17 protein-coding genes and 1 tRNA gene are annotated in these 24,221 nt (G+C 36.6%); 4 read left to right on the top strand and 14 right to left on the bottom strand.

Annotated features, from left to right (window positions below; all coding sequences use genetic code 11):
• From D778_RS03645 to D778_RS03610, 8 genes are all read right to left on the bottom strand, one after another.
• Window positions 1–1,794: a cytochrome c oxidase subunit I gene (locus D778_RS03645; RefSeq protein WP_040491328.1), complete on the bottom strand. Its 1,794-nt coding sequence runs from the start codon at window positions 1,792–1,794 to the stop codon at window positions 1–3.
• A 35-nt stretch (window positions 1,795–1,829) separates the two neighbouring features.
• The gene (locus D778_RS03640; protein ID WP_007647786.1) at window positions 1,830–2,897 is read right to left on the bottom strand and encodes a cytochrome c oxidase subunit II; all 1,068 of its coding nucleotides are present in this window, start codon (window positions 2,895–2,897) and stop codon (window positions 1,830–1,832) included.
• A gap of 26 nt (window positions 2,898–2,923) precedes the next feature.
• Window positions 2,924–4,303, bottom strand: a complete 1,380-nt coding sequence (locus D778_RS03635; protein ID WP_007647785.1) for a hypothetical protein — start codon at window positions 4,301–4,303, stop codon at window positions 2,924–2,926.
• Window positions 4,304–4,327: 24 nt separating this feature from the next.
• Entirely contained in the window at window positions 4,328–4,885 is a 558-nt protein-coding gene (locus D778_RS03630) for a c-type cytochrome (RefSeq protein WP_040491326.1), read from the bottom strand.
• Window positions 4,886–4,894: 9 nt separating this feature from the next.
• The gene (locus D778_RS03625) at window positions 4,895–5,428 is read right to left on the bottom strand and encodes a DUF3341 domain-containing protein (protein WP_007647780.1); all 534 of its coding nucleotides are present in this window, start codon (window positions 5,426–5,428) and stop codon (window positions 4,895–4,897) included.
• A 3-nt stretch (window positions 5,429–5,431) separates the two neighbouring features.
• Window positions 5,432–6,889 (bottom strand): NrfD/PsrC family molybdoenzyme membrane anchor subunit, encoded by a 1,458-nt coding sequence (gene nrfD / locus D778_RS03620; RefSeq protein ID WP_007647778.1) that lies wholly within the window; start codon window positions 6,887–6,889, stop codon window positions 5,432–5,434.
• Window positions 6,890–6,924: 35 nt separating this feature from the next.
• Window positions 6,925–10,119 carry a TAT-variant-translocated molybdopterin oxidoreductase gene (locus tag D778_RS03615; protein ID WP_007647776.1) on the bottom strand — a complete coding sequence of 1,065 codons (3,195 nt, stop codon included), beginning with the start codon at window positions 10,117–10,119 and terminating at the stop codon, window positions 6,925–6,927.
• 72 nt (window positions 10,120–10,191) lie between these two features.
• Window positions 10,192–11,484, bottom strand: coding sequence for a cytochrome c3 family protein (locus tag D778_RS03610; protein WP_007647774.1), 1,293 nt, complete (start codon window positions 11,482–11,484; stop codon window positions 10,192–10,194).
• 213 nt (window positions 11,485–11,697) lie between these two features.
• Between D778_RS03610 and D778_RS03605 the strand changes: the two genes are divergently transcribed.
• Window positions 11,698–12,096 (top strand): SPOR domain-containing protein, encoded by a 399-nt coding sequence (locus tag D778_RS03605; protein WP_040491325.1) that lies wholly within the window; start codon window positions 11,698–11,700, stop codon window positions 12,094–12,096.
• Window positions 12,097–12,347: 251 nt separating this feature from the next.
• Here D778_RS03605 and infB read toward each other — a convergent pair whose 3' ends face one another.
• The 3 genes from infB to rimP are packed head-to-tail and all read right to left on the bottom strand — an operon-like array spanning window position 12,348 to window position 16,862.
• A complete protein-coding gene (gene infB, locus D778_RS03600; RefSeq protein ID WP_007647771.1) occupies window positions 12,348–15,125 on the bottom strand; it encodes a translation initiation factor IF-2 in 2,778 nt (925 codons plus the stop codon).
• A 30-nt stretch (window positions 15,126–15,155) separates the two neighbouring features.
• Window positions 15,156–16,388: a transcription termination factor NusA gene (gene nusA, locus D778_RS03595; RefSeq protein ID WP_007647769.1), complete on the bottom strand. Its 1,233-nt coding sequence runs from the start codon at window positions 16,386–16,388 to the stop codon at window positions 15,156–15,158.
• A gap of 12 nt (window positions 16,389–16,400) precedes the next feature.
• Window positions 16,401–16,862: a ribosome assembly cofactor RimP gene (rimP, locus tag D778_RS03590; protein WP_007647767.1), complete on the bottom strand. Its 462-nt coding sequence runs from the start codon at window positions 16,860–16,862 to the stop codon at window positions 16,401–16,403.
• A gap of 160 nt (window positions 16,863–17,022) precedes the next feature.
• Between rimP and D778_RS03585 the strand changes: the two genes are divergently transcribed.
• Window positions 17,023–17,847, top strand: coding sequence for a universal stress protein (locus tag D778_RS03585; RefSeq protein WP_007647765.1), 825 nt, complete (start codon window positions 17,023–17,025; stop codon window positions 17,845–17,847).
• A gap of 311 nt (window positions 17,848–18,158) precedes the next feature.
• Here the strand turns inward: D778_RS03585 and D778_RS03580 are convergent.
• A tRNA-Gln gene (locus tag D778_RS03580) sits at window positions 18,159–18,231 on the bottom strand.
• Between the two features lie 151 nt (window positions 18,232–18,382).
• Here D778_RS03580 and D778_RS03575 point away from each other — a divergent pair.
• The gene (locus D778_RS03575) at window positions 18,383–21,697 is read left to right on the top strand and encodes a glycosyltransferase family 117 protein (protein ID WP_007647763.1); all 3,315 of its coding nucleotides are present in this window, start codon (window positions 18,383–18,385) and stop codon (window positions 21,695–21,697) included.
• A 3-nt stretch (window positions 21,698–21,700) separates the two neighbouring features.
• Window positions 21,701–22,444 (top strand): polysaccharide deacetylase family protein, encoded by a 744-nt coding sequence (locus tag D778_RS03570; protein WP_007647755.1) that lies wholly within the window; start codon window positions 21,701–21,703, stop codon window positions 22,442–22,444.
• 2 nt (window positions 22,445–22,446) lie between these two features.
• On the opposite strand, the gene D778_RS03565 is transcribed toward D778_RS03570, so the two are convergent.
• On the bottom strand, window positions 22,447–22,743 hold the full coding sequence (locus D778_RS03565; protein ID WP_007647753.1) for a thioredoxin family protein: 297 nt from the start codon (window positions 22,741–22,743) through the stop codon (window positions 22,447–22,449).
• Between the two features lie 124 nt (window positions 22,744–22,867).
• Window positions 22,868–24,094 carry a metallophosphoesterase gene (locus D778_RS03560; RefSeq protein WP_007647751.1) on the bottom strand — a complete coding sequence of 409 codons (1,227 nt, stop codon included), beginning with the start codon at window positions 24,092–24,094 and terminating at the stop codon, window positions 22,868–22,870.
• Between the last annotated feature and the right edge of the window lie 127 nt (window positions 24,095–24,221).

Below are 24,221 nucleotides of genomic sequence, written 5' to 3'. Positions count from 1 at the left end.
TTAGTGTTGAAGTTCCTCTTCCCCTTCTTTTAAAGGAATGTTTTGAGGCACAAAATCAACATCATGGCCTGGTTTGCTATAATCGTATGCCCAACGGTATACATGAGGAATCTCTCCTGGCCAGTTTCCATGAATGTGTTTAACTGGTGCAGTCCACTCTAAGGTAGTAGATCTCCATGGGTTTTGAGGGGCTTTCTTTCCAAAGAAGATACTTACAAAGAAATTGTAAAGGAATACCAATTGGAAAGCACCACCAATGATGGCAAATACGGTAATTACCACATTAACATTTGCTAAATCATCAAACAATGGGAACGCTGAATTTGTGTAATATCTTCTTGGTAAGCCTGCCATTCCAATAAAATGCATTGGGAAGAATACACCATAAGCACAAATAGCTGTTACCCAAAAGTGAATATATCCTAGGTTTTTGTTCATCATTCTACCAAACATTCTTGGATACCAATGATAAACACCTGCGAACATTCCGTAAAGTGCAGAGATACCCATTACCAAATGGAAGTGAGCAATTACAAAGTAGGTATCGTGAACGTTAATATCCAAAGCAGAATCACCCAAAATTATACCTGTTAAACCTCCAGTAATAAATGTGGAAACAAAACCTATGGAGAATAACATGGCTGTATTCATTTGTAAGTTACCTTTCCAGATGGTTGTGATCCAGTTAAATGCTTTTACAGCTGAAGGAATGGCAATCAATAAGGTTGTGAAAGTAAATACAGACCCTAAAAACGGATTCATTCCTGAGATAAACATATGGTGACCCCAAACTATGGTTGATAGAAATGCGATAGCTAAAATAGAAGCAATCATGGCACGATACCCAAAAATAGGTTTACGAGAATTTGATGCCATAATTTCTGAAACCATACCCATGGCAGGTAAGATAACTATATACACCTCTGGATGTCCTAAGAACCAGAATAAATGTTCAAATAAAACAGGGGATCCACCTTGATAATGCAAAACTTCACCTTGAATAAAAATATCTGATAAGAAGAAAGAGGTTCCAAAGCTTCTATCCATGATCAACAATAAAGCTGCTGACAATAATACTGGGAAAGACACCACGCCAATAATAGCAGTAACAAAAAATGCCCAAACGGTAAGTGGAAGTCTTGTCATGGACATTCCTTTAGTTCTTAAGTTGATTACTGTTACGATATAATTCAATGATCCTAATAGTGAAGACGCAATAAAGATAGCCATAGACACCAACCACAAGGTCATACCCATTCCGGAACCACCTTGAGCCATAGGCAATGCCGATAGTGGCGGATAGATTGTCCAACCTGCAGCAGCTGGTCCTGCTTCAACAAACAGAGAGATAATCATGATAACGCTGGATAAGAAAAACAACCAATATGAAATCATGTTCAGGAATCCCGAAGCCATATCGCGAGCTCCAATTTGCAACGGAATCAATAGGTTACTAAAGGTACCACTTAATCCAGCAGTTAACACAAAGAAAACCATGATGGTTCCGTGAATGGTTACCAATGCCAAATAAATATCTGCATCCATAACCCCTCCTGGAGCCCATTTTCCTAATAAAGCCTCAAACAATATATTTGGTTCTTCTGGCCATGCAATTTGCATACGAAACATGATGGACATTAAAACACCTATAACACCCATAATAGTACCTGTAATAAGGTATTGTTTAGATATCATTTTATGATCCTGACTAAATATGTATTTAGTCACGAATGTTTCTTTATGATGATGTCCGTGATCGTCTTCGTGTGCGTGAGTATCTGCGTGTGTTGACATAATCTATTATATACTTTTTAAAACCGTTTCTTAATTTACTTAATTAAAGAATCTTTAAATTCTTTTTGTTCTTTTATCCAAGCGTCGTACTCTTCCTGAGTTTCAACAATGATATTCATTTGCATGTTATAATGTGATTTCCCACAGATTTTATTACATAACAATAAATAATCAAATTCATATGGATCTAGAGCTGGTTCGCCTTTAGCCGCCAATTCCTTGCTTTTTTCAACCCTAATTCTGTTGATATTGGCAACCTTTTCCATGATCTCTGGTGTTTGCCTCATTTCTGCTGTGGTTACTGTAGGAGTAAATCCAAATTGGGTTACCATGCCAGGAACACAGTTCATTTGTGCTCTAAAGTGTGGCATATATGCAGAGTGTAATACGTCTTGAGAACGCATTTTAAACAAAACCGGTTTTCCTACTGGTAAATGTACTTCTGTTGTAATAATATCGTCTTGTGCATTTGGATCAGATTCATCCAATCCTAAAATGTTAGCATTGTCTAAATTAATTAATCTCACGTTCGCTTTTCCTAAGGTATTGTCGTTTCCACCATATCTGGCTTTCCAGCTAAATTGTTGGGCATAAAGTTCTATCACCAAAGGGTCGTCGTCCTCATTCACGTTCATTATGCTTGTCCAAGTAAACAATCCGTAAATAATCAATCCAGCTAGAACAATAACAGGAATAATGGTCCAGATAGCTTCCAAGGTGTTGTTATCTGCATAAAACAAAGCTTTTTTACCTTTTTCACCTCTATATTTGTAAGCAAAATAGTGTAATAGGAATTGGGTAACGGTCTGTACTATAAAAATAATGACCATAGAGATAATCATTAAATTATCTATTTGAGAACCGTGTTCTGATGCCGCATTTGACATTAAAGGCAAATCTCCCCATTTAACAAAACAAACAATGGTAATGATGTAAATGAAAGCTAAGAAAGCCAACATTAGGTATGCGTTTATTTTGTTATCGTTATCTGTTGCTATCTGGCTATTTGATACACCTACTTGGGCCAAATCAAATATTTTAACCATTTGCCATATGGCAACAGCTACAAAAAGTACTATTATAATTGTTAAAAAAGCTGTCATTGTCTTTTCTCTTCTTTAATTAATTTTTAATAATGAAAATGTTCACTTTCCTTCAGGAACGGGTTTCTTTTTACTACTAATGGTGCTTTAGTTAAAGCAGTAAACACGATGAACAAGAACAGTCCTGCAAATAACATTACTGAACTTATTTCTGGAATACCAAAGCTCCATCTATCTCCAACCGTAGCAGGCATAATCATAACATAAACATCAATATAATGTCCAATTAATATGATAATTCCAGCCATTACAACAAACCAAGGGATGCGTTTGTAATCGCTATTCATCAATACTAAGAACGGGAATACGAAGTTTAAAACCAACATACCAAAGAACAGTCCATTATAATCTTCTATACGAGTAATGAAATAAGTGACTTCTTCTGGAATATTTGCATACCAAATCAACATGAATTGAGAGAACCATAAATAAGCCCAAAAAATGCTAAATCCGAACATGAATTTTGCCAGGTCATGAATATGACTATCGTTAACAATTTCCAAATGACCTCTTGATTTTAGATATAGGGATATAAATGCAATTACAGTAATACCACTTACTGCCATTCCAGCAAACACATACCAAGCAAATAAGGTACTAAACCAGTGTGGATCGACACTCATGATCCAATCCCACGACATGATAGATTCTGTGTAAATAAAGAACACCAAAAAGGCTGCAGAAATACGGAAAGCTTTCTTAAAGTTACTATTGTCTGTTGCTGTATCGTTAGCAATACTAAATTTACGCGAAAAATGTCTGTACAAACTCCAACCTGCAATAAATATTAATCCTCTAACGGCAAACCATCCCAAACTTAACCAACCAGATTTTCCTTGCAACAGTTTATCATGAGCTACCACGTCAGGGTCCATCCATATAAAAATATTGTAATGCCCTATGGTTCCAGAAGCAACGGCTATGGCCAAAACAATAAGACCTCCAGGTAAAACATAAGCTGTAATACCTTCCATAACCCTAAATAGTACTGGAGACCAACCTGCTTGAGATGCATACTGGATGGCATAAAAAGCCAAAACTCCAAGTGCAATCATAAAGAAGAAAAAGGCAGCTACATACAAGGCAGACCAAGGTCTGTTTGCGATTTGGTGTTGCACATGTTCAACGTGTTTGGCATGATCGTCTACATGATGCTCTACATCTGTAGTAGCATCGTGCGCATTAGCTTGGTGACTATTATCTGAATGATCCGAATCATCGGCTACCACATGAGCTTCAGTTGCCACAGCATGACCTCCACCATGATGAGCTGTTTCTTCTGCAAGCATGGTTTCAACTTCTTCAAAAGATTTATGAGATGTCATAAAACCATATCCTACACCCAATAGTCCTAAAATTATTAAGGCTATAGAAAATGTCTTTAATTTATTTGAGATTGTGTACATATCTATATTTAATCTTTATCTTTCTTACTTTTCTAAATTAGCTTTTAAATCCAATACGTATGCTACTACTTGCCAACGCTCTTCTTCATTTAGCTGGTTTGCATAAGAACCCATGGTGTTTTTACCGTAGTAAATGGTATGGTAAATACTACCTTCTGTGATGGCTCTACCTATATCGTCATATCTTGGAATCCCTAGTATTTTTTCTCTTTTAACCAAGTTTCCTTGACCATCACCTTTAGTTCCGTGACAGATGGCACAATAAATATCGTATAACACCTTTGCTTCAATTAGGTCTACTTGGGTTGAATCCAAAGGACTCTTCAAGTTTGCTTTCGCCAACATAAAGTCTTCTATGGTATTTTTGTAATCAAAAGGTGTATGACCTCTAGGTACGGTTCCTTCAACAGGTAATTGTGCTTCAACACCAGTTCTAAAAGCTTGGGATTCTGAATATGTTTCATATCCTACAGGCTCATACATATTTGGCATAAACTGGTAGTTAGGTCTTGACTTGTTTTGGCAAGACACAAACGATGCGAATATTAATGCTATAACCGTTATTTTTACTAAGCTCTTCATATTATAATATTAATGTGCTTCTTTTTCTATTAATTTAATTTCAACTGCACCTGTTTCCCTAAGCAAGCTTTCCAACTCAGTTTCATTGCCATGAACAGCAATTTCCATTAAAAAATGGTCGTCTGTGGTTCTTGGATCTGGATTTTCAGCTTCTTTAAATGGCCACATTCTACTTCTTAGATAGAAGGTAATTACCATTAAGTGGGCTGCAAAAAACACGGTAAGCTCAAACATAATTGGCACAAAAGCTGGCATGTTTTCCATATAGCTAAAACTTGGTTTTCCACCTATGTTTTGAGGCCAATCTTCAATCATGATATAGTTCATCATTACAATGGCCACGATTAATCCAACACAACCATACAAAAATGAAGTGATTGCAATTCTTGTTGGTGCCAATCCCATAGCTTTATCTAGTCCGTGAACAGGAAAAGGTGTATATATTTCTTCTATGTGATGTCTCTCTGCCTTTACTTTTTTTACGGCAGACATTAATACATCATCATCTGTATAAATAGCGTGAATTACTTTTGAAGTTTCCATATGCTACTCGTCGTTTTTTGTTTTGTTAACTTGACTTCCAGAAGTTCTTACGTCTGCTCCTGTACCTACTAAACTGTCTCCTCTTTCTCTAATGTTTTTATAGCTTTCGCCAGAAGATTTTAAAATGGTTTTTACCTCTGCTTGGGCGATTACAGGGAATGTTCTTGAGTATAATAAGAATAGCACAAAGAAGAATCCAATAGTTCCTATAAAAATACCTATATCTACAAATGTTGGAGAGAACATGGTCCATGAAGATGGTAAGTAATCTCTATGTAAAGAGGTAACAATAATTACAAATCGTTCAAACCACATTCCAATATTTACAACAATAGAGATAAAGAATGAGAACATGATGCTAGTTCTAAGTTTCTTAAACCACATGAACTGTGGTGAGAACACGTTACAGGTCATCATGGCCCAATATGCCCACCAGTAAGGTCCAGTGGCTCTGTTTAAAAAGGCATATTGTTCGTATTCAACACCTGAATACCATGCAATAAACAACTCTGTAATATAAGCCACACCAACTATAGAACCGGTAATCATAATTACTATGTTCATTAATTCGATGTGTTGCACTGTAATATAATCTTCAAGGTTACACACTTTTCTCATAATAATAAGAAGTGTGTTTACCATAGCAAATCCTGAGAATACGGCTCCAGCAACAAAGTAAGGAGGGAAAATGGTGGTATGCCATCCTGGAATAACCGAAGTTGCGAAGTCAAAAGATACAATGGTATGTACCGAAAGTACCAATGGAGTTGCCAAACCAGCAAGTACCAAAGATACTTCTTCAAAACGTTGCCAATCTTTAGCTCTTCCAGACCAACCAAAGCTCAATAAGGAATAGATTTTCTTTTGGAAAGGCTTAATTGCTCTATCTCTTAACATGGCAAAGTCAGGTAGTAAACCAGTCCACCAGAATACTAAAGACACTGATAAATACGTTGAGATAGCAAATACGTCCCAAAGTAATGGAGAGTTAAAGTTTACCCATAGAGATCCAAATTGGTTTGGGATAGGTAATACCCAGTAACCCAACCATGGTCGACCCATGTGAATGATTGGGAACAAACCTGCTTGTACCACTGAGAAAATTGTCATTGCTTCGGCAGAACGGTTAATTGCCATTCTCCATTTTTGACGGAAAAGTAATAGTACTGCAGAAATTAATGTTCCTGCGTGACCAATACCAACCCACCAAACGAAATTGGTAATATCCCAAGCCCAACCTACGGTTTTATTTAAACCCCAAGTTCCGATACCTGTTGATATTGTGTAAATGATACATCCTATTCCCCAGAGAAAAGCTACTAGTGCTATAGAAAAAACTATCCACCAAGATTTGTTTGCTTTACCTTCAACAGGTCTTGCTACATCCACAGATACATCGTGGTATGATTTTTCGCCTGTAACTAAAGGTCTTCTAATAGGTGCTTCGTAATGAGACGCCATAATCCTTTTATAATTATTTTCTTAATTCGTTTTTATTATGCTTCGGTTGTATTTCTCACTTTAGTATGATACTGCACATTTGGTTTTGTGCCTACATGTTCCAATAAGTGATACATACGTTTATCTTCTAAAAGTTTTGCAACTTTACTTTCTTTATCATTGATGTCACCAAACACCATAGCTCCATTGCTACAAGCTGCTGAACAAGCTGTTTGGAATTCGCCATCTTTAATTTCACGTCCATCACGCTTCGCATCCAAAATGGTTTTTTGTGTTTTTTGAATACACATAGAACATTTTTCCATAACACCACGAGAACGTACTACAACGTCTGGATTTAATACCATACGTCCTAAATCGTCATTCATATGATAATCGAACTCATCGTTTTGAGAGTATAAGAACCAGTTAAAACGACGTACTTTATACGGACAGTTGTTTGCACAGTATCTTGTACCAACACAACGGTTGTATGCCATATGGTTTTGACCTTGACGACCATGGGATGTTGCTGCAACAGGGCAAACTGTTTCACATGGTGCATGGTTACAGTGCTGGCACATAACTGGTTGGAAAGCAACTTGTGGGTTTTCTGAAGCATGCTCCATTTCACCAAATTCACTTAATGAACTTCCCAATCCTGAAATATTTTCTTTCTTTTCGTTATCGCCTTCAAAAGATTCTTCTGAAGAATAATATCTATCAATACGCAACCAGTGCATATCTCTACTTTTACGTACTTCTTCTTTACCTACAACCGGAACGTTGTTTTCAGCATGACATGCAATTACACAAGCACCACATCCTGTACAGGCGTTTAAGTCTATAGATAAGTTAAAGTGATGTCCTATAGAACGATCAAATTCATCCCACAGGTCAACTTCTGGTGAAGATACTGGAGTTTCAACGTGATTCAATGAAACTACAGGAACTGCATTCCAAACAGATTTATCTTTAGTGTTGAATATCTCTAAAGTGGTTTCCTTTATAATATCTCCACGACCCATTAACGTATTGTGCAACTGTACAGAGGCAAACTCGTGCATTCCTGAAGCAGCTGTAACGCTTACATTTTGTACATTATTGAAATCTTGGTATAACACATATGCATTAACACCAGTTTTCATTTCGCTTTTTAAACCAATTCTTCTACCATAACCAAAGGCAAGACCTACAGATCCTTTTGCTTGTCCTGGCTGAATCATCACTGGCACATTTTCCAAAGTGGTTCCATTTACAGTTACATTAGCATAACTACCGTTTAAAGCACCATCTGCCACATGCTCATTCTTTAAGCCTAAGGCTTCTGCATCAGCTCTGGAAATTGTTAAATAGTTATCCCAAGATGTTCTTGTAATTGGATCTGGAAACTCCTGTAACCATGGGTTATTGGCTTGTTGGCCATCTCCCATTCCTACTTTTGGGTACAATGTTAACTCGAAACCTTCAGAAGACACAGAAGATGCTAAAGCTCTTGCTGCTTGTCCTCCAGAAACAGCTGGAGCACTTATTGTTTGTTCGGTTTGTGCATCATCGTCATTCTTCAATCCCAAACCTTGAGCCACATCTTCTATAATACCTCCAACAAAAGTCTTGTCGTCATTGGAAGCTGCACTTGTTTCACTTGAGGTTGTAACGTTTCCGTTGGAAACAAAAATACCATCGTGTAAGGCTTGACTAAATGATGAGCCACCTAAAATGTTTTCGTTCCAAGTTTGCTTGATATAATCGTGATAGGACATGGTATTTCCTGTCCAGTTTAATAAAGCATCTTGAAATTGTTTTGTATCGAATAAAGGACGTATGGTTGGTTGCATTAAAGCAAAATGTCCTTTTTTCAACTCTACGTCTCCCCAAGACTCCAAGTAATGTGGAGCTGCAGCAATGTATTGTGTTTGTGTTGAGGTTTCATCAGCTTTCATTGAGAAAGTAACTGAAAGCTCTGTTTGCGCCAAACCTTCAGCAAAATCTGCTGCATTTGGCAATGTATATAATGGATTTACTCCACTCATAATGATAGCGCCTACTTTACCTGCTTTCATATCAGCAATTAAGGTATTTACGGCTTTATCATTTCCTTGCCTTGTTTTAATAGGGGTAGCAGGATCAAAAGCTTTAGAATTTAAGTATTCATTAATTTCTAAAACTACTGTTTGTGCATTCACGTCTTGAATTCCTGTAACAACAACAGCATTACTTCCTGCTTTTTTAAGCTGTGAAGCTGCATTGCTTATTGCGATTGAGATATGTTCAGGTAAATCTACAGAGACAGATCCACCAACAACCTCACTATATAATTTGGCCAAAGCCAATTTTTGTTGGCTTGGCGTTAAAGGTACACGCTTGTCTGCATTGGCTCCAGTTAAAGACATGTTAGACTCAAACTGAATGTGACGAGACATTTTCCCGTTGGTTGGCACACGTCCAGCAGCATAACCGGAGTCGAAACCTCCTCCTTGCCAATCGCTAAGAAAATCTGCACCAATGGATACTATGGTATCAGCTTTGGAGAAATCGTAATTTGCCAATCCTCTTTCATTATATTTAGCTTGATATGCATCTAGAGCAGCAGATTCTGAAATAGCGTCATAAACTACGTGGTTTACGTTTCCGTATTTTTGTTTGAACTCAGCAATCAATTTTGTGGTTGATGGACTTGCAAAAGTTTGAGTTAACAAAACAATTTGTTTACCAGAACCAGTTAAAGCTGTTAATTTGTTTGTAACTTCAGCATTTAAATCTTCCCAAGAAACATAAGTATCTCCTTTTACAGGACCTTGCATCCTCATACTGTCGTATAAATCCAAAACCGATGCATTTACCCTGGCATTTGCTCCACCATTGGTAGTTGCCATAGTATTGTTTTCGATTTTAATAGGACGACCTTCACGGGTTTTCACTAATACGCTAGCAAAATCAAATCCATTTGCTATGGTTGTGGCATAATAATTAGCAACACCAGGAACAATTTCTTCCGGCTGAACCACATAAGGAATGGATTTAATAACTGGTCCTTCACAGGCTGCCAAAGATGCAGCTGCTGTACTAAAACCAACATATTTTAAGAAATCACGACGTGTTGTTTTAGAACTCTCCAAAGAATTTTTATCACCTAAAAACTCATCGGTAGGAATTTCTTTAACAAACTCGTTTTGTTGTAGCGTCTCAACAATAGAGCTATTCTCGTTTAGCTCTTCAACACTTTTCCAGTATTTCTTGTTTGATGACATATTATATAATTGAATTACTTCTTATTTAATTTATTGTTTTTTGACAATCCTTTCAGACCAATCAATATTTTTTTAGTAGTGACACTTACCACATTCCAGCCCACCCATTTGAGCAGCTGTAAGCTTTTCTACACCATACTTTTTCGATAATTCTTCATGAATTTTGGTGTAGTAAGCATTGTCTTCAATTTTTACATTGGTTGTTCTGTGACATTCAACACACCATCCCATGGTTAATGGAGAATATTGATACATAATTTCCATGGTTTCAACAGGACCATGACATGTTTGACACTCTAATCCAGCAACAGTAACGTGTTGTGAGTGGTTGAAATAGGCAAAGTCTGGCAAATTATGGATTCGTATCCATTTAACTGGTTGAGATTCGCCTGTATAGCTTTGGTCTTCATCACTCCATCCTACAGCATCATATAACTTTTTGATCTCTCCATCGTAAAATTCCTTGCTGTACTCTTCAGTTGCTGTAGATTCAGCTACTTCATAAATAGATTTATGACAGTTCATACAAACATTTAATGATGGTATACCTGAAGTTTTACTAACTCTTGCAGAAGAGTGACAGAATTTACAATCGATTCCATTATCACCTGCGTGAATTTTGTGTGAGAAATGAATTGGTTGAACCGGTTGATATCCTTGGTCTACACCAATTTGCATCATGTAACCATATAAATAATAACCACTTGCCAACAAGAGGATAATAGCCGTAACCAATACCAAAAACTGATTTTGAACGAAGGCTTTCCAGATTGGTGTACGCTTGGTTTGTTCCAAATTCACCCCTTTGGCTTCAGCAAAACGATTTAAAGTACGTCTTACCAACACCAAAGCCATAGCCAATAAGGCAAACAATAAAGCCAAGGCTCCTAAAATTATTTTATTGGAAACTCCAGACTCTGAACCTGCTGCAGCACCTGTTGCTTCTGTTCCTGCCACTTGTGCAGGCACCTCTGGTTCTTGTGCCGTGTAAGCAAGAATGTGGCTAATATCTTCATCGGATAACTGAGGGAAAGCTGTCATGGCTGCGCCACCATACTCATCATAAATTTTGTTGGCATAGGTATCTCCTGCCTTGATAAGCGCTGAACTGTTACGAATCCAAGCTGCTAGCCATTCTCTATCCAATCCTTGCTCATCAGCCAACTTTTGCTCAATATTACGCAAAGCAGGACCTGTCATTTTTTTATCTAACTTATGACAAGCAGCACAATTGGAATTAAACAAAGACTTTCCTTTTTCCGGGTCGCCATCTTGAGCGAAAATTGAGGTTGAAAGTGTTAGAATAAAAATTAAACTTAGTGTAAGAATATTTCTGCCTAACTTACGGTTACTCACCTGTTTCATATTAATGGTTGAATTAACTTCTAAACTTTGGTATGATTTTTTCACATATGTGAAGAAAAAATACAATTATAAAATCACTCGCAAAAGTAATATTAAAAGTCGATTTTAGAAATGTTACAGAAGTGTTAATTGGTAATTTAGAGGAATTCTAAATAATAAATCCCTATAAAAATTAGTTTATAAGGCATACATTTGCATTAAATATTGTTGAAAATGAAAATATTGAACCCTAAAAACAGCCTTCTTGCCATAGTTTTTATGGCTAGTTTTACCAGTGAAAGTTTTGCCCAACAAGGCAATGTTATTATCAATCAAGATGAAGAAATAACCCAATTATTGAAGTTAAAAACCGAAATTAACACTTCGGAAAACACCTCGGATAGATATCGTATCCAAATTTATTCCGGAAACAGGTCTGAGGCTGAAAAATCGCAAAGCACCTTTAAAAGCATGGATTTGGAAATGGCATCTAAATTGGTTTACGAAACACCAAACTACAAAATTTGGGTTGGAAACTTTAGAACCCGCCTGGAGGCAGACAGAGCTTTGGTTAAGGTGAAGTCCAAATTCCCTACTGCTTTTATTTTTAAACCTAAAAAAGATAAAGAATAGGATTCTTTACTTTATATTCATAATTAAAGAGCATTTGATGATATATTATAATTTTTAGCACAGCATTTTTACTAATTATACCACTTTACTCCTTGTTAAAAACCATTCAAGATTTAAATACTCTCTGTTTTTGAAAGCCCAAATTGATGCAATATTCCAAACGGAAATTTAAAAATTAAAACTATTTATTACTTTTTAAAATAAACAGCGACCCAAGGGTCGCTGTTTATTTTAAAATTGAGATTTAGAGATTATTTCAATTTCTTTTTAACTTCTACTTCGTGATAGGCTTCTATAATATCACCTTCTTTAATATCGTTATAGTTTTTAATTTGCATTCCACAATCGTATCCTTTGGAAACTTCTTTAACATCGTCTTTAAAACGTTTTAAGGAAGCCAACTCGCCAGTGTATACAACAACTCCATCGCGAATTAAACGCACTCCGGAGTTTCTGTATATTTTACCGGAAGTTACCATACACCCTGCAATGCTACCAATTTTAGAAACTTTAAAGATTTCCCTTATCTCGGCTGTTCCAGTAATCTCTTCTTTAAGTTCTGGAGACAACATACCTTCCATAGCATCTTTAAGGTCGTTGATGGCATCGTAAATAATCGAGTACATTCTGATATCGATTTCTTCCTTATCAGCTATCTGACGCGCATTACCCATTGGTCTTACGTTGAATCCAATAATGATGGCATCTGAAGCTGTAGCCAACAACACATCACTTTCTGTAATGGCACCTACACCTTTATGAATGATGTTGACCTGAATTTCTTCTGTAGATAATTTTTGGAACGAATCGGTTAAAGCTTCCACAGAACCATCCACATCTCCTTTTAAAATGATGTTTAGTTCCTGGAAGTCTCCAAGAGCAATACGCCTTCCTATTTCATCCAAAGTAATATGTCTTTGGGTTCTAACAGATTGCTCACGTTGTAATTGGGTACGTTTGGTTGCAATTTGTTTTGCTTCACGTTCGTCCTCAAAAACACTGAACTTATCTCCTGCTTGAGGTGCTCCATCCAATCCTAAGATCGATACTGGAGTTGAAGGACCAGCTTCTTTAACTTCGTTGCCACGCTCATCGTGCATGGCTTTCACTTTTCCACTGTTTTTACCAGCTAACACATAGTCTCCAACCCTAAGGGTTCCTGCTTGCACCAAGATGGTAGACACATAGCCACGTCCTTTATCCAAGAAAGCTTCTACAACGGTTCCAACTGCAGGTTTGTTTGGATTTGCTTTCAGCTCCAATAATTCGGCTTCCAACAAGACTTTTTCCAACAATTCCTTGACACCTGTTCCCATTTTTGCAGAAATATCATGGGATTGAATTTTTCCTCCCCAATCTTCAACCAATAAATTCATACTGGCAAGGCCTTCTTTAATTTTATCTGGATTTGCCGTAGGTCTATCAATTTTATTAATGGCAAACACTATTGGAACTCCAGCAGCTTGCGCATGGGCAATGGCTTCTTTGGTTTGTGGCATGATATCATCGTCTGCAGCAACTACAATAATGGCAATATCTGTTACTTGGGCACCACGAGCACGCATGGCGGTAAAGGCTTCGTGACCAGGTGTATCCAAAAAGGCGATTTTTTGACCATTTTCCAATTGAACCCCATAGGCTCCAATATGTTGTGTAATACCACCAGATTCTCCAGCAATAACATTTTCTTTACGTATGTAGTCCAATAAAGATGTTTTACCATGATCTACGTGACCCATAACAGTTACAATAGGTGCACGTTCTATTAAATCTTCTGGTTTGTCTTCTACTTTTTCTAAAGACTCTTCAATATCTGCAGTAACAAATTCCACTTGGTAACCAAATTCATCAGCTACAATACTTAAGGTTTCTGCATCCAAACGCTGGTTCATGGTAACCATCATTCCTAAAGACATACAGGCAGAAATAATTTGTGTTACTGGTACATCCATCATGGTGGCAACTTCGCTGGCAGTAACAAATTCGGTTACTTTTAAAATTTTACTATCTGCTGCTTCAGCCTGTAATTCCTTGGCCGTTTGCTCCCTGTGTTGGTCTCTTTTGTCCCTACGGTATTTGGCTCCTTTTCCTTTGCTGGATTTTCCTTGAAGTTTCTCCAGGGTTTCGCGAACTTGTTTTTGTACTTCTTCTTCGCTAGGCTCCTCTTTTACAATATTTCTTCTACCTTTTCCAGAACCAGCTTTTCCTTTAAACCTATCGTTTCCAACTCTAGTTGAAGTGGTATTCCCGTTTCCTGAGCCTGGTGCTCCGGCTTTGCTTATTCTTCGACGTTTTTTCTTATTGGCAGTGGACTTATCGTCTTTTTTCTTATCGTCGGTTTTTTTCTTTGGCTTGTTAAATTGCGATAAATCTATTTTATCTCCAGCAATTTTTGGCCCTGAAAGTTTTTGGTACTGTGTTTTTAATTTTTCATCAGCAACAGGAGCTTCTTCTTTAGCCAACTCTTTTTTTGGAGCTTCTGCTACAGGTTTTTCAGCCGTTTTTTCAACAACCTTTTCCTGAGGTTTCTCTGCTACTTTTTCTTTTGGCTTATCCTCTGCTACTTTTTCTTCTTTTGGCTTTTCAAACTTTTCTTGAGGTTTTTCGGCTTTAACAGCTTCTTCCTCTTTTTTGGCAGGCGTTTCGGCAACTTTTTTATGAGGCTCCAAGTCTATTTTACCAACTTGTTTTGGACCAGACAACGTAGATTTAGCTTTAACAACTTCGGCTTCTTTAGCAGCAGCCTCTCTTTTTGCTCTAGCTTTTTCTTTTTCTTCAATCTCGCGTTCACGCTGTTCTTTCAGGGCTTCTTTTTCTTTCTGTTTTGCTTCGCTCACTTCTTGAGATGCCATTTTTTTATTGGCATCTGTTTGAAATTCGTCTGAAAGGACTTGGTAAACCTCGTCTGAAATTTTTGTAGTTGGACGTTTCTCTATTTCAATGCCTTTGGAGTCCAAATACTCCACAGCACGATCTAAAGATATGTTTAACTCGCGTAATACTTTATTTAATCTAATTGTTTCAGCCATAAATTGCCTTTAATATAACCTAAAAATATGTTATTCTTCAAATTCTTCCCTAAGAATTCTAATAACGTCAATAATTGTTTCTTCTTCTAAATCTGTTCTTTTCACTAAATCTGCAACTTCTTGCTCCAAGACACTTTTTGCTGTGTCCAGACCAGCTTTGCTAAATTCAGCAATGATCCAGCTTTCTATTTCATCTGAGAACTCAGATAATTCCACATCTTCTTCTGCACCTTCTCTAAATACGTCTATTTCATAACCTGTAAGTTGGCCAGCCAAACGTATGTTGTGTCCACCACGACCAATGGCCTTGCTAACTTCTTCTGGTTTTAAAATAGCTTCAGCGCGCTTGTTTTCTTCATCAATTTTGATGGATGTTACGCGTGCAGGACTTAAAGCTCTTGTAATGTAAAGCTGTAAGTTGTTTGTATAGTTGATAACATCTATATTTTCGTTTCCTAATTCACGAACGATACCATGGATTCTAGACCCTTTCATTCCCACACAAGCTCCAACAGGGTCAATTCTATCATCATAAGAGTCTACTGCCACTTTGGCTTTTTCTCCTGGGATTCTCACCACATTTTTAATGGTAATTAACCCATCAAAAACCTCAGGGATTTCCTGTTCGAACAATTTCTCTAAAAATATTGGCGAGGTACGTGACATGATAATGGCTGGCTTATTCCCTTTAAGCTCTACACTTTCAATGATTCCACGAACGTTATCTCCTTTTCTAAAGAAATCTGAAGGGATTTGTTTTTCTTTTGGCAAAATAATCTCGTTTCCTTCATCATCCAATAAAATGACAGCTCTGTGACGAATATGATGCACTTCTGCCGTATAGATTTCACCTACTAAATCCTTGAATTGTTTGTAGATATTAGTGTTATCGTGTTCATGTATTTTAGAAATCAAGTTTTGTCTTAACGCTAAAATAGAACGACGTCCAAGGTCTATAAGCTTTACTTCTTCAGACACATCTTCCCCTACTTCAAAATCTGGTTCAATTTTACGAGCTTCAGTTAAAGATATTTCTTGATTTGGATCTACAACTTCTCCATCAGCAACAACTACTCTATTTCTCCAAATTTCCAAATCTCCCTTATCAGGGTTTATAATAATATCAAAATTATCGTCGTCTCCAAATTTCTTTTTTAAGGCATTTCTAAACACATCCTCAAGAATTGCCATTAACGTGACACGATCTATTAATTTGTCGTCTTTGAATTCTGAAAACGATTCAATTAACGCAAGATTTTCCATATCTCTTTTGAATTAAAATTTTATCATAACTTTTGCTTCTACTATATCTTTGTAGGCTATTTCTGCCTCATTTTGTACAGTCACTTTGCCTTTTCCAACAGGTTTAGGCTCTCTGGATTTCCACTGTACTTTAATGTTATTGTCTGTTGCTTCTATAAGATCCGCTTCTATAACTTTATCGTTTGTTTTAAGCTCTAAAGTCCGTCCAATGTTTTTCTTGTACTGTCTCACATTTACTAAAGGTGCCGTAGCACCAGCCGAAGCAACCTCTAAAGAAAAATCCTGTTCTTCCCTGTCCAGGTTATGTTCAATAGCACGACTTATAAACATGCAATCTTCCACAGTAACACCATGGTCTCCATCGATAACCACCTTAATGGTATTGTCTTCTGTAATGGTTAGGTCTATTAAAAACAAATTTTGTTTTTGTTCCAGGCCTTCTTTCAGTAATTTTTCAACAGTTGTTCTAAACATTTTTTGGTATAAAAAGAGGGGACTTTCCGTCCCCTCATATCTCTTAATTCTTACAACGCTGCAAATATACAATATTTATATTGAAATACATAATGATTGAAATGTCAATTTTTATTCTTAATTTTAAAGACATCAATTTAACGACAATTAACTACCAACTATGAAAAAACTTCTTGTACCAACAGATTTTTCCGAAGAAGCCGAAAACGCCTTAAAAGTAGCTGCACAACTAGCAAAAAAATACGGAAGCGAAATATTCTTAACCCATTTATTGGAACTTCCATTAAGTCAAGTGGATGCACTTAGCCACCATAGCGAACTGCCGGAAGCTGTATTTTTCATGAAATTGGCTCACAAAAAATTTGAAGAAGTTTTGGCCAAGGACTACCTGGATGGCATTACAGTCCATGAAACGGTAGATTTTAACCAATCTTTTTCTGGAATTGCCGATACTGCCAAACAAAACCATGTGGATTTAATTGTTATGGGTTCCCATGGAGCTTCTGGGTTTAAGGAGATGTTTATTGGGTCCAATACCGAAAAAGTGGTTAGAACATCTGAAGTTCCTGTTTTGGTGATTAAAAACGAACATAAAAACTTTGACATAAACAATATTGTTTTTGCTTCCGATTTTAAAAACGACAACAAAGAAACCTATAGGCAAGCCTCTGAATTGGCCAAGGCTTTTAATGCAAAACTGCATTTATTAATGGTTAACACGGCCAGCAACTTTACAACAACCGCAAAGGCAAATGCCAGGATCTTGGATTTTATAAATGGCTACGATTTTAAAAATTACACCATTAACATTTATAATGATGAAAATGTTGAAAAAGGCATTTTAAACTTTTCCCACATTATCGATGCCGATTTAATTGGTATCAGCACGCATGGCAGACAAGGTATTGCTCATTTTTTAAATGGCAGTATAAGCGAAGATTTAGTAAATCATGCCAAAAGACCTGTAATAACCTTTAAAATATAAAGCTTTGGCAAAATAAAAAAAGCCTTTCTATAATATTGAAAGGCTTTTTTTATTGATAAATTGAGACTTGGCGCTACAGGGTTTGCCTTACATGTTAAGTGTAAAACTGTTTGCCGAAAGTTAGGTTTCTCGCCCAAGATACTTTCTTGCTTAAATTAAAAAACCCCTACTAATTAAAGTAAGGGCTTCAAATTTACGTTGGCCTACTAGGGCTCACTTCGACTGCGCTCAGCATAAACTTCTCGCCCAAGATACTTTCTTGCTTAAATTAAAAAACCCCTACTAATTAAAGTAAGGGCTTCAAATTTACGTTGGCCTACTAGGGCTCGAACCTAGACTCTTCTGGACCAAAACCAGACGTGTTGCCAGTTACACCATAGGCCATTGTGTAATTGAGGTTGCAAATTTAAAACAAAGTTTTGTTTGCGCAAGTATTTTTCAAAGAAAATATTTTCAAAATGCTTAACGTTTCCTTAAAAACATTTCTGATAACATAATTATTGTTAAATTCGCCTCTTTAACAAACATAGAATCTATGACACACTTCAGCTTTAAAAAATGGAATACACTTTTGGGATGGTTCTCCTTTTTAATTGCATTAACAACCTATAGCTTAACTGTAGAGCCAACTGTAAGTTTTTGGGATGCTGGGGAATACATACTAACCTCCTCTAAATTACAAGTTGGACATCCTCCTGGTGCTCCATTATTCCAAATGTTTGGCGCGTTCTTTTCTATGTTTGCCTTGGAACCTAGCCAAATAGGATTAGTTATGAATTTAATGAGTGCTGTTGCCAGTGCTTTTACTATTTTGTTTATGTTTTGGAGCATCTCCTTGCTTCTTAAAAAAATAATAACATTAAATGGTGAGTTTACCACATCAAAACAAGTTGCTGTACTTGGAAGCGCCTTAGTTGGAAGTTTGGCTTTTACGTTTACAGATTCATTTTGGTTCAATGCCGTTGAAACCGAAGTATATGCCATGGCAACCCTAATCATGTCTGTATTGTTTTATTTGGGACTGCGTTGGGAACAAGATATGGACAAGCCGCGTGGAAACAAATGGCTGATTCTTATTGCCTTTATCATAGGACTTTCGTTTGGTGTGCATTTTATGGGACTTTTAACCATTCCTGCTATTGGATTGATTTACTATTTTAAAAACTACAAAACAGTTACAGTTAAAAACTTCATTGTTGCAAATGTGGTTTCAGTTGCCATTTTACTTTTTATATTTAAATTGTTATTACCAAATGCCTTAAAGATTTTCAGTGCCTTTGAAATTTTCTTTGTCAACTCAATAGGAATGCCTTTTAACTCTGGAACCATTATAGCTGGTCTTGTTTTGATTGCTGCTTTTTATTTTGGCATAAAATATACCAGGGACAAGAATTACACTCATTTAAACACAGCTATTTTATGTTTGATGTTTATTTTTATCGGGTTTTCTTCCTGGTTAATGCTGCCTATTCGTGCGAATGCTAATGTAGTAATTAACGAAAATGACCCATCTGATGCCAGAGAATTATTAGCATATTATAACCTAGAACAGTATCCGGAAACACATTTGTTTTACGGCCCTTTGTTTACCGATCAATATTCTGGATTGGATGAAAACGAACCTTATGTGGACGATAAGCCCAATTACGAAAAAGACTATGAGACTGGGAAATATGTCATTATAAACGATTGGAAAAATGCCAAACAAAACTATAATCACGAACATGCCTCTATCTTACCTCGTATGTGGAGCCAAGAAAACGCTACGAATTACATGTTGTTTTCTGGATATTTGGATTTCAAAATAAAACCTGAATACCAAATGCAAAACGAACTGAGAGCTGCTGTAGCCGAGTTTAAAAACAATGTGGCTCAAGGATTGGTTGATTATGAGGATTACCATGATTTTTTAAAACAATTTGGACAATATATCAATGTTGAAAAACCATCTTTGGGAAGCAATATTGCTTACATGCTGGAATATCAGTTAGGGTATATGTATTGGAGGTATTTTTTATGGAATTTTGTTGGAAGACAAGACGACATACAAGGGAGATACGATAACCATGGAAATTGGTTAAGTGGCATAAAGTTTATAGACGAGTGGCATTTGGGCTTATCTCAGGACAATTTACCAAGCGATGTTAAAAACAACAAAGCCAGAAACACGTATTATTTTTTACCTCTTATCTTAGGGCTTATTGGCTTATTCTTTTTGTACCAAAAAGACAAAAAACTATTTTGGACCATGTTGGTGTTTTTCCTATTTACAGGTTTGGCCATCCAATTTTATACCAATGTAAGACCTTTTGAGCCAAGGGAAAGGGATTACTCTGTTGTAGGTTCTTTTTATGTGTTTGCCATGTGGATAGGTTTTGGTGTATATGCTTTATATGACATACTAAACAAATATGCCTCTTCCAAATTTCTAGCTCCTGCCATTACCCTAGCCTGTTTGGCTTTGGTACCTGGAATTTTGGCGGCAAACAATTGGGACGACCATGACAGGTCCGGAAAATATACAGCCAGAGCCATGGCAAAAATGTATTTGGACTCATGTGCCGAAAACGGCATCTTATTTACCATTGGAGATAACGACACCTTTGCGCTTTGGTATGCCCAGGAAATAGAAGGCTACAGAACCGATGTTCGTGTGGTTAACACTAGTTTGTTCCAAACAGATTGGTACATAGACCAAATGAAACGCAAAGCTTATGAAAGCGACCCAATCCCTACTAAGTTAAGACATGATCAATATAGATATGGCACCAGGGATTATATCATGAAAAGAGAGATTTCTAAAGACACCATGTTGATTCAGGATTTTATGGATTTTATTACTAGCGATAATCCTAGGACCAAATTCAAGTATATTTTAGAACAACAAGGCGAAGACACAAGCTTTTACCCATCGCAATTGGTAAACTCCAACTATTTTCCTGTAGAGAACATTAGAGTTCCTGTTAACAAGGAAAATGCGTTAGCATCTGGCATTGTAAAAGAGAAGGATGCCGATGAGATGGTGGATTTTTTGGATGTTAAAATTACTGACAATGCTATTTATAAAAACAGGCTTCTAATGTTGGATATTGTGGCCAATAACGATTGGAAACGTCCTATTTACTTTACAGGTGGTGCGTTTAGCAATGAAGATTATATCTGGATGAAAGATTATTTGCAGCTAGATGGCATGTGCTACAAATTGGTGCCTATTAAAACACCAGTAGATAGAGCTAACCCATTTGACATGGGACGTGTGGATGCCGATTTAATGTACGAAAAAGTAGTGAATTGGGATTGGGGGAATAGTGGCAGCCCAGACATCTATCATGATACAGAAACCCGTAAAAACTCCATAACCTATAGAGGGAATTTAGCACGTTTAGCAGAGCAACTAATCAATGATGAAAAATTAACAAAAGCTGAGGAAATTGCAGATATTGCCATGGAAAACATGCCAGTGGAACTCTTTGGATATTACACCCTATTGGAGCCTTATATTGGTATTTATTACGAAGTTGGATCTGAAGAGAAAGCACAACAGCTGTTTAAAGATGTTTCTATAAAATATCAGGAAAACCTTAGCTATTTCAGTAAATTGGACGTAGAAAGCCAATACAAACTAATAGAGGACATCCTAACGGATATAGAGCGTTACAAAGGCATTTTAAATGTATTGCAAGAATACGATACAGATTTTTATAAAGAGGAAGCCAAAGTGTTTACCAACTATTTAAATCTATTCAGTCACTTTTACCAAGGAGACGACTACGAACAGGAACCTCAACCAAACCTAGATTTCCAACAAGAAAAAGAATTGGATAGCATGTTATTGGATTTAAATAACTAAGTCATGGAATTCATTCCGGCAAAACTTCCTCTGTTTGTAAAAAAACTGTTTCCAAAATACACTTGGAATTTACCCACAGAGGAAAAGGTTCTATACCTCACGTTTGATGATGGGCCTACGCCATTAATTACCAATTGGACCTTGGATATGTTGGATGAGTATCAAGCTAAGGCCACGTTTTTCTGTATAGGAAACAATATTGAAAAGCATCCAGATATTTTTCAGGAAATACTTAAAAGAGGTCATGTGGTGGGAAATCATTCTTACAATCATCCTACAGGCTGGAAAACCACAACTGAGGCTTATGTGGAAAATGTAAAACGAACTCAAGATATTATTGATTTTCAGCTTCAAAAACTCGACCGTACCGAGAAGGCATGTTCGGGCGGGTCAAAAAACAACAACCAGCCCGAACCGAGAAGGCAGGTTCGGGCGGGTCATCAATCAACGACCAACAATCTCTTCCGTCCGCCTTATGGAAGAATAACCAAAGCACAAGGCCGAAGATTAATGGCGTTGGATTACAAAATCATTATGTGGAGTATTTTAGCTTTGGATTGGAGCTTGAAAACCACAAAAGAAAAATGTGTGAAAAATGTCATTAAAAATGTTAAAAGAGGAAGTATTGTAGTGTTTCACGACAGTGAAAAAGCTTCAGAAAACATGCAATATGCCTTGCCAAAAGTGCTTGAACATTTCAGCAAACAAGGCTATACATTCAAGTCGTTGAATCCAGATGTTTTTTGATGTTACACGTACTCTTGGATAATCCCAATTAACGTGTTGGCATCTTGTTCACCACTATGACGCCATTTCATTTCGCCATTTTTATAAATAATCAATGTTGGCAAGCCTTTTACCCTTAAGGCTTCGGCAAGTTCTTTGTTTTTATCCACATCAATTTTTATAACTTTTGCTTTGTCTCCCAAGGCAGCAGCGACATCTCTTAAAACAGGATGCATGGCAGTAGATTGTTCATTCCATTCAGTAAAAAAATCAAGTAAAACAGGAATATCTACATCTATTAGTTCCCCAAATTTTGACATACTTTTAAAGTTTTAAGTCAAATGATTATATACAAACCTACGTATTTTTTTCATATTTTGTATACATGCCTTATAAATAGTGAGTTCCAACGGTTGGGTAATTTCAAAACCCGTCTTTTTTTTATTAAGTTAAAGCTTTTCCTTTTTTAAGTTCAATAACGGTAATTTCTGGCCAAATGCCTACTCTTCCTGGATAACCCAGATACCCAAACCCTCTGTTAACGTTTATGTATTGACCCATTTCCTTATAAATGCCAGCCCAATATTTATAACGCCACTTAATAGGGCTCCACTTTACCCAACCTGGAATTTCTATGCCAAATTGCATGCCATGTGTATGACCACTCAATGTTAAATGGTACTTATAATCGTCTGAAATGACCACATCTTCCCAATGAGAAGGGTCGTGGCTCAATAAAATTTTAAAATCTTCTTTTTCAATATGTTGAGCTGCTTTTTTTAAATCGCCAGCTTTTTTAAAAGGCCCTCTTCCCCAATTTTCAACCCCTAATAAAGCAATACGTTCCCCATTCTTTTCAATGAAACGACTTTCGTTTAAAAGCAAATCGAAACCCATATCTTTTTGAATATCTTTTAATTGCTCTAAATTTCTACGCTTGGTTTCTTCATTTCCCCAATCCACATAATCGCCATAATCATGATTCCCCAAAACTGAAAATTTTCCGTCTGCAGCTTTTAGCTTGCTAAATACATCTTTCCAAGGTAACATTTCGGATGCTTTATTGTTTACCATGTCTCCAGTAAAAAATATGGCATTGGATTTTTGCTCATTGACCAAATTTACAGCATATTCGATTTTTTCCCTATCATCAAAACTTCCGGAATGGATATCGCTTATTTGGGTGATTTTATAGCCATCGAAGGCTTGGGGCAGATCATCAAAATACAATTTGTACGTTAAGACCCTAAAATCGTATTTTCCTTTAAACATGCCATAAAGCAAAGAAGAAAAAGGGATGGCAGCAATGCCCAAAGCTATTTGGCTTATAAATTTCCTTCTGGAAGGCACATGAAAATTTTTTTTTGATGGACTGAATTTATGGTATACTCCTGCAAAAAACCTAACGAGATCTTCACTGAACAAAATAGGTGCAATCACTAGACTAAAAGACATGAAAGCCAACAAAAACCCAAATGCTTCGCTTTTAGGTTGTGTTAAAACTTTCTCGTTAGTGGCAATGGCAAATTCAAAAACAAAATTACCCACAACCAAAAGTGCAAGTCCAATAAATGCTATGTGAATCCATTTGTTTTTGGTAAGTGTTTTAATGGCCTGAAAACCATAAACCACCAAAAAAATGTAAACAATAGTAAAAAGTACCCAACGCATAACATGCAAATTTTGTTCAAAGATAATTGAATTCACCCATTAACATCTGCTTAAAAAAAAATTTAACCATCTGTTAAGATTTTCTTTTTCAGGCCTGTGAATAAACATTTGGGTTTTAAAAAAAACC

The organism is Xanthomarina gelatinilytica, assembly GCF_000348685.1.
GTDB lineage: Bacteria > Bacteroidota > Bacteroidia > Flavobacteriales > Flavobacteriaceae > Xanthomarina > Xanthomarina gelatinilytica.
This window is presented reverse-complemented; position numbering and strand designations above follow the sequence as displayed.

Coding starts and splice junctions, on each gene's coding strand:
- D778_RS03585 (WP_007647765.1), top strand. CDS start 17,023: ATGAAAAAACTTCTTGTACCAACAGATTTTTCCGAAGAAGCCGAAAAC.
- D778_RS03575 (WP_007647763.1), top strand. CDS start 18,383: ATGACACACTTCAGCTTTAAAAAATGGAATACACTTTTGGGATGGTTC.
- D778_RS03630 (WP_040491326.1), bottom strand. CDS start 4,885: ATGAAGAGCTTAGTAAAAATAACGGTTATAGCATTAATATTCGCATCG.
- nusA (WP_007647769.1), bottom strand. CDS start 16,388: ATGGAAAATCTTGCGTTAATTGAATCGTTTTCAGAATTCAAAGACGAC.
- D778_RS03645 (WP_040491328.1), bottom strand. CDS start 1,794: ATGTCAACACACGCAGATACTCACGCACACGAAGACGATCACGGACAT.
- D778_RS03640 (WP_007647786.1), bottom strand. CDS start 2,897: ATGACAGCTTTTTTAACAATTATAATAGTACTTTTTGTAGCTGTTGCC.
- D778_RS03615 (WP_007647776.1), bottom strand. CDS start 10,119: ATGTCATCAAACAAGAAATACTGGAAAAGTGTTGAAGAGCTAAACGAG.
- D778_RS03560 (WP_007647751.1), bottom strand. CDS start 24,094: ATGCGTTGGGTACTTTTTACTATTGTTTACATTTTTTTGGTGGTTTAT.
- rimP (WP_007647767.1), bottom strand. CDS start 16,862: ATGTTTAGAACAACTGTTGAAAAATTACTGAAAGAAGGCCTGGAACAA.
- D778_RS03605 (WP_040491325.1), top strand. CDS start 11,698: ATGAAAATATTGAACCCTAAAAACAGCCTTCTTGCCATAGTTTTTATG.
- D778_RS03625 (WP_007647780.1), bottom strand. CDS start 5,428: ATGGAAACTTCAAAAGTAATTCACGCTATTTATACAGATGATGATGTA.
- D778_RS03610 (WP_007647774.1), bottom strand. CDS start 11,484: ATGAAACAGGTGAGTAACCGTAAGTTAGGCAGAAATATTCTTACACTA.
- nrfD (WP_007647778.1), bottom strand. CDS start 6,889: ATGGCGTCTCATTACGAAGCACCTATTAGAAGACCTTTAGTTACAGGC.
- D778_RS03635 (WP_007647785.1), bottom strand. CDS start 4,303: ATGTACACAATCTCAAATAAATTAAAGACATTTTCTATAGCCTTAATA.
- D778_RS03565 (WP_007647753.1), bottom strand. CDS start 22,743: ATGTCAAAATTTGGGGAACTAATAGATGTAGATATTCCTGTTTTACTT.
- infB (WP_007647771.1), bottom strand. CDS start 15,125: ATGGCTGAAACAATTAGATTAAATAAAGTATTACGCGAGTTAAACATA.
- D778_RS03570 (WP_007647755.1), top strand. CDS start 21,701: ATGGAATTCATTCCGGCAAAACTTCCTCTGTTTGTAAAAAAACTGTTT.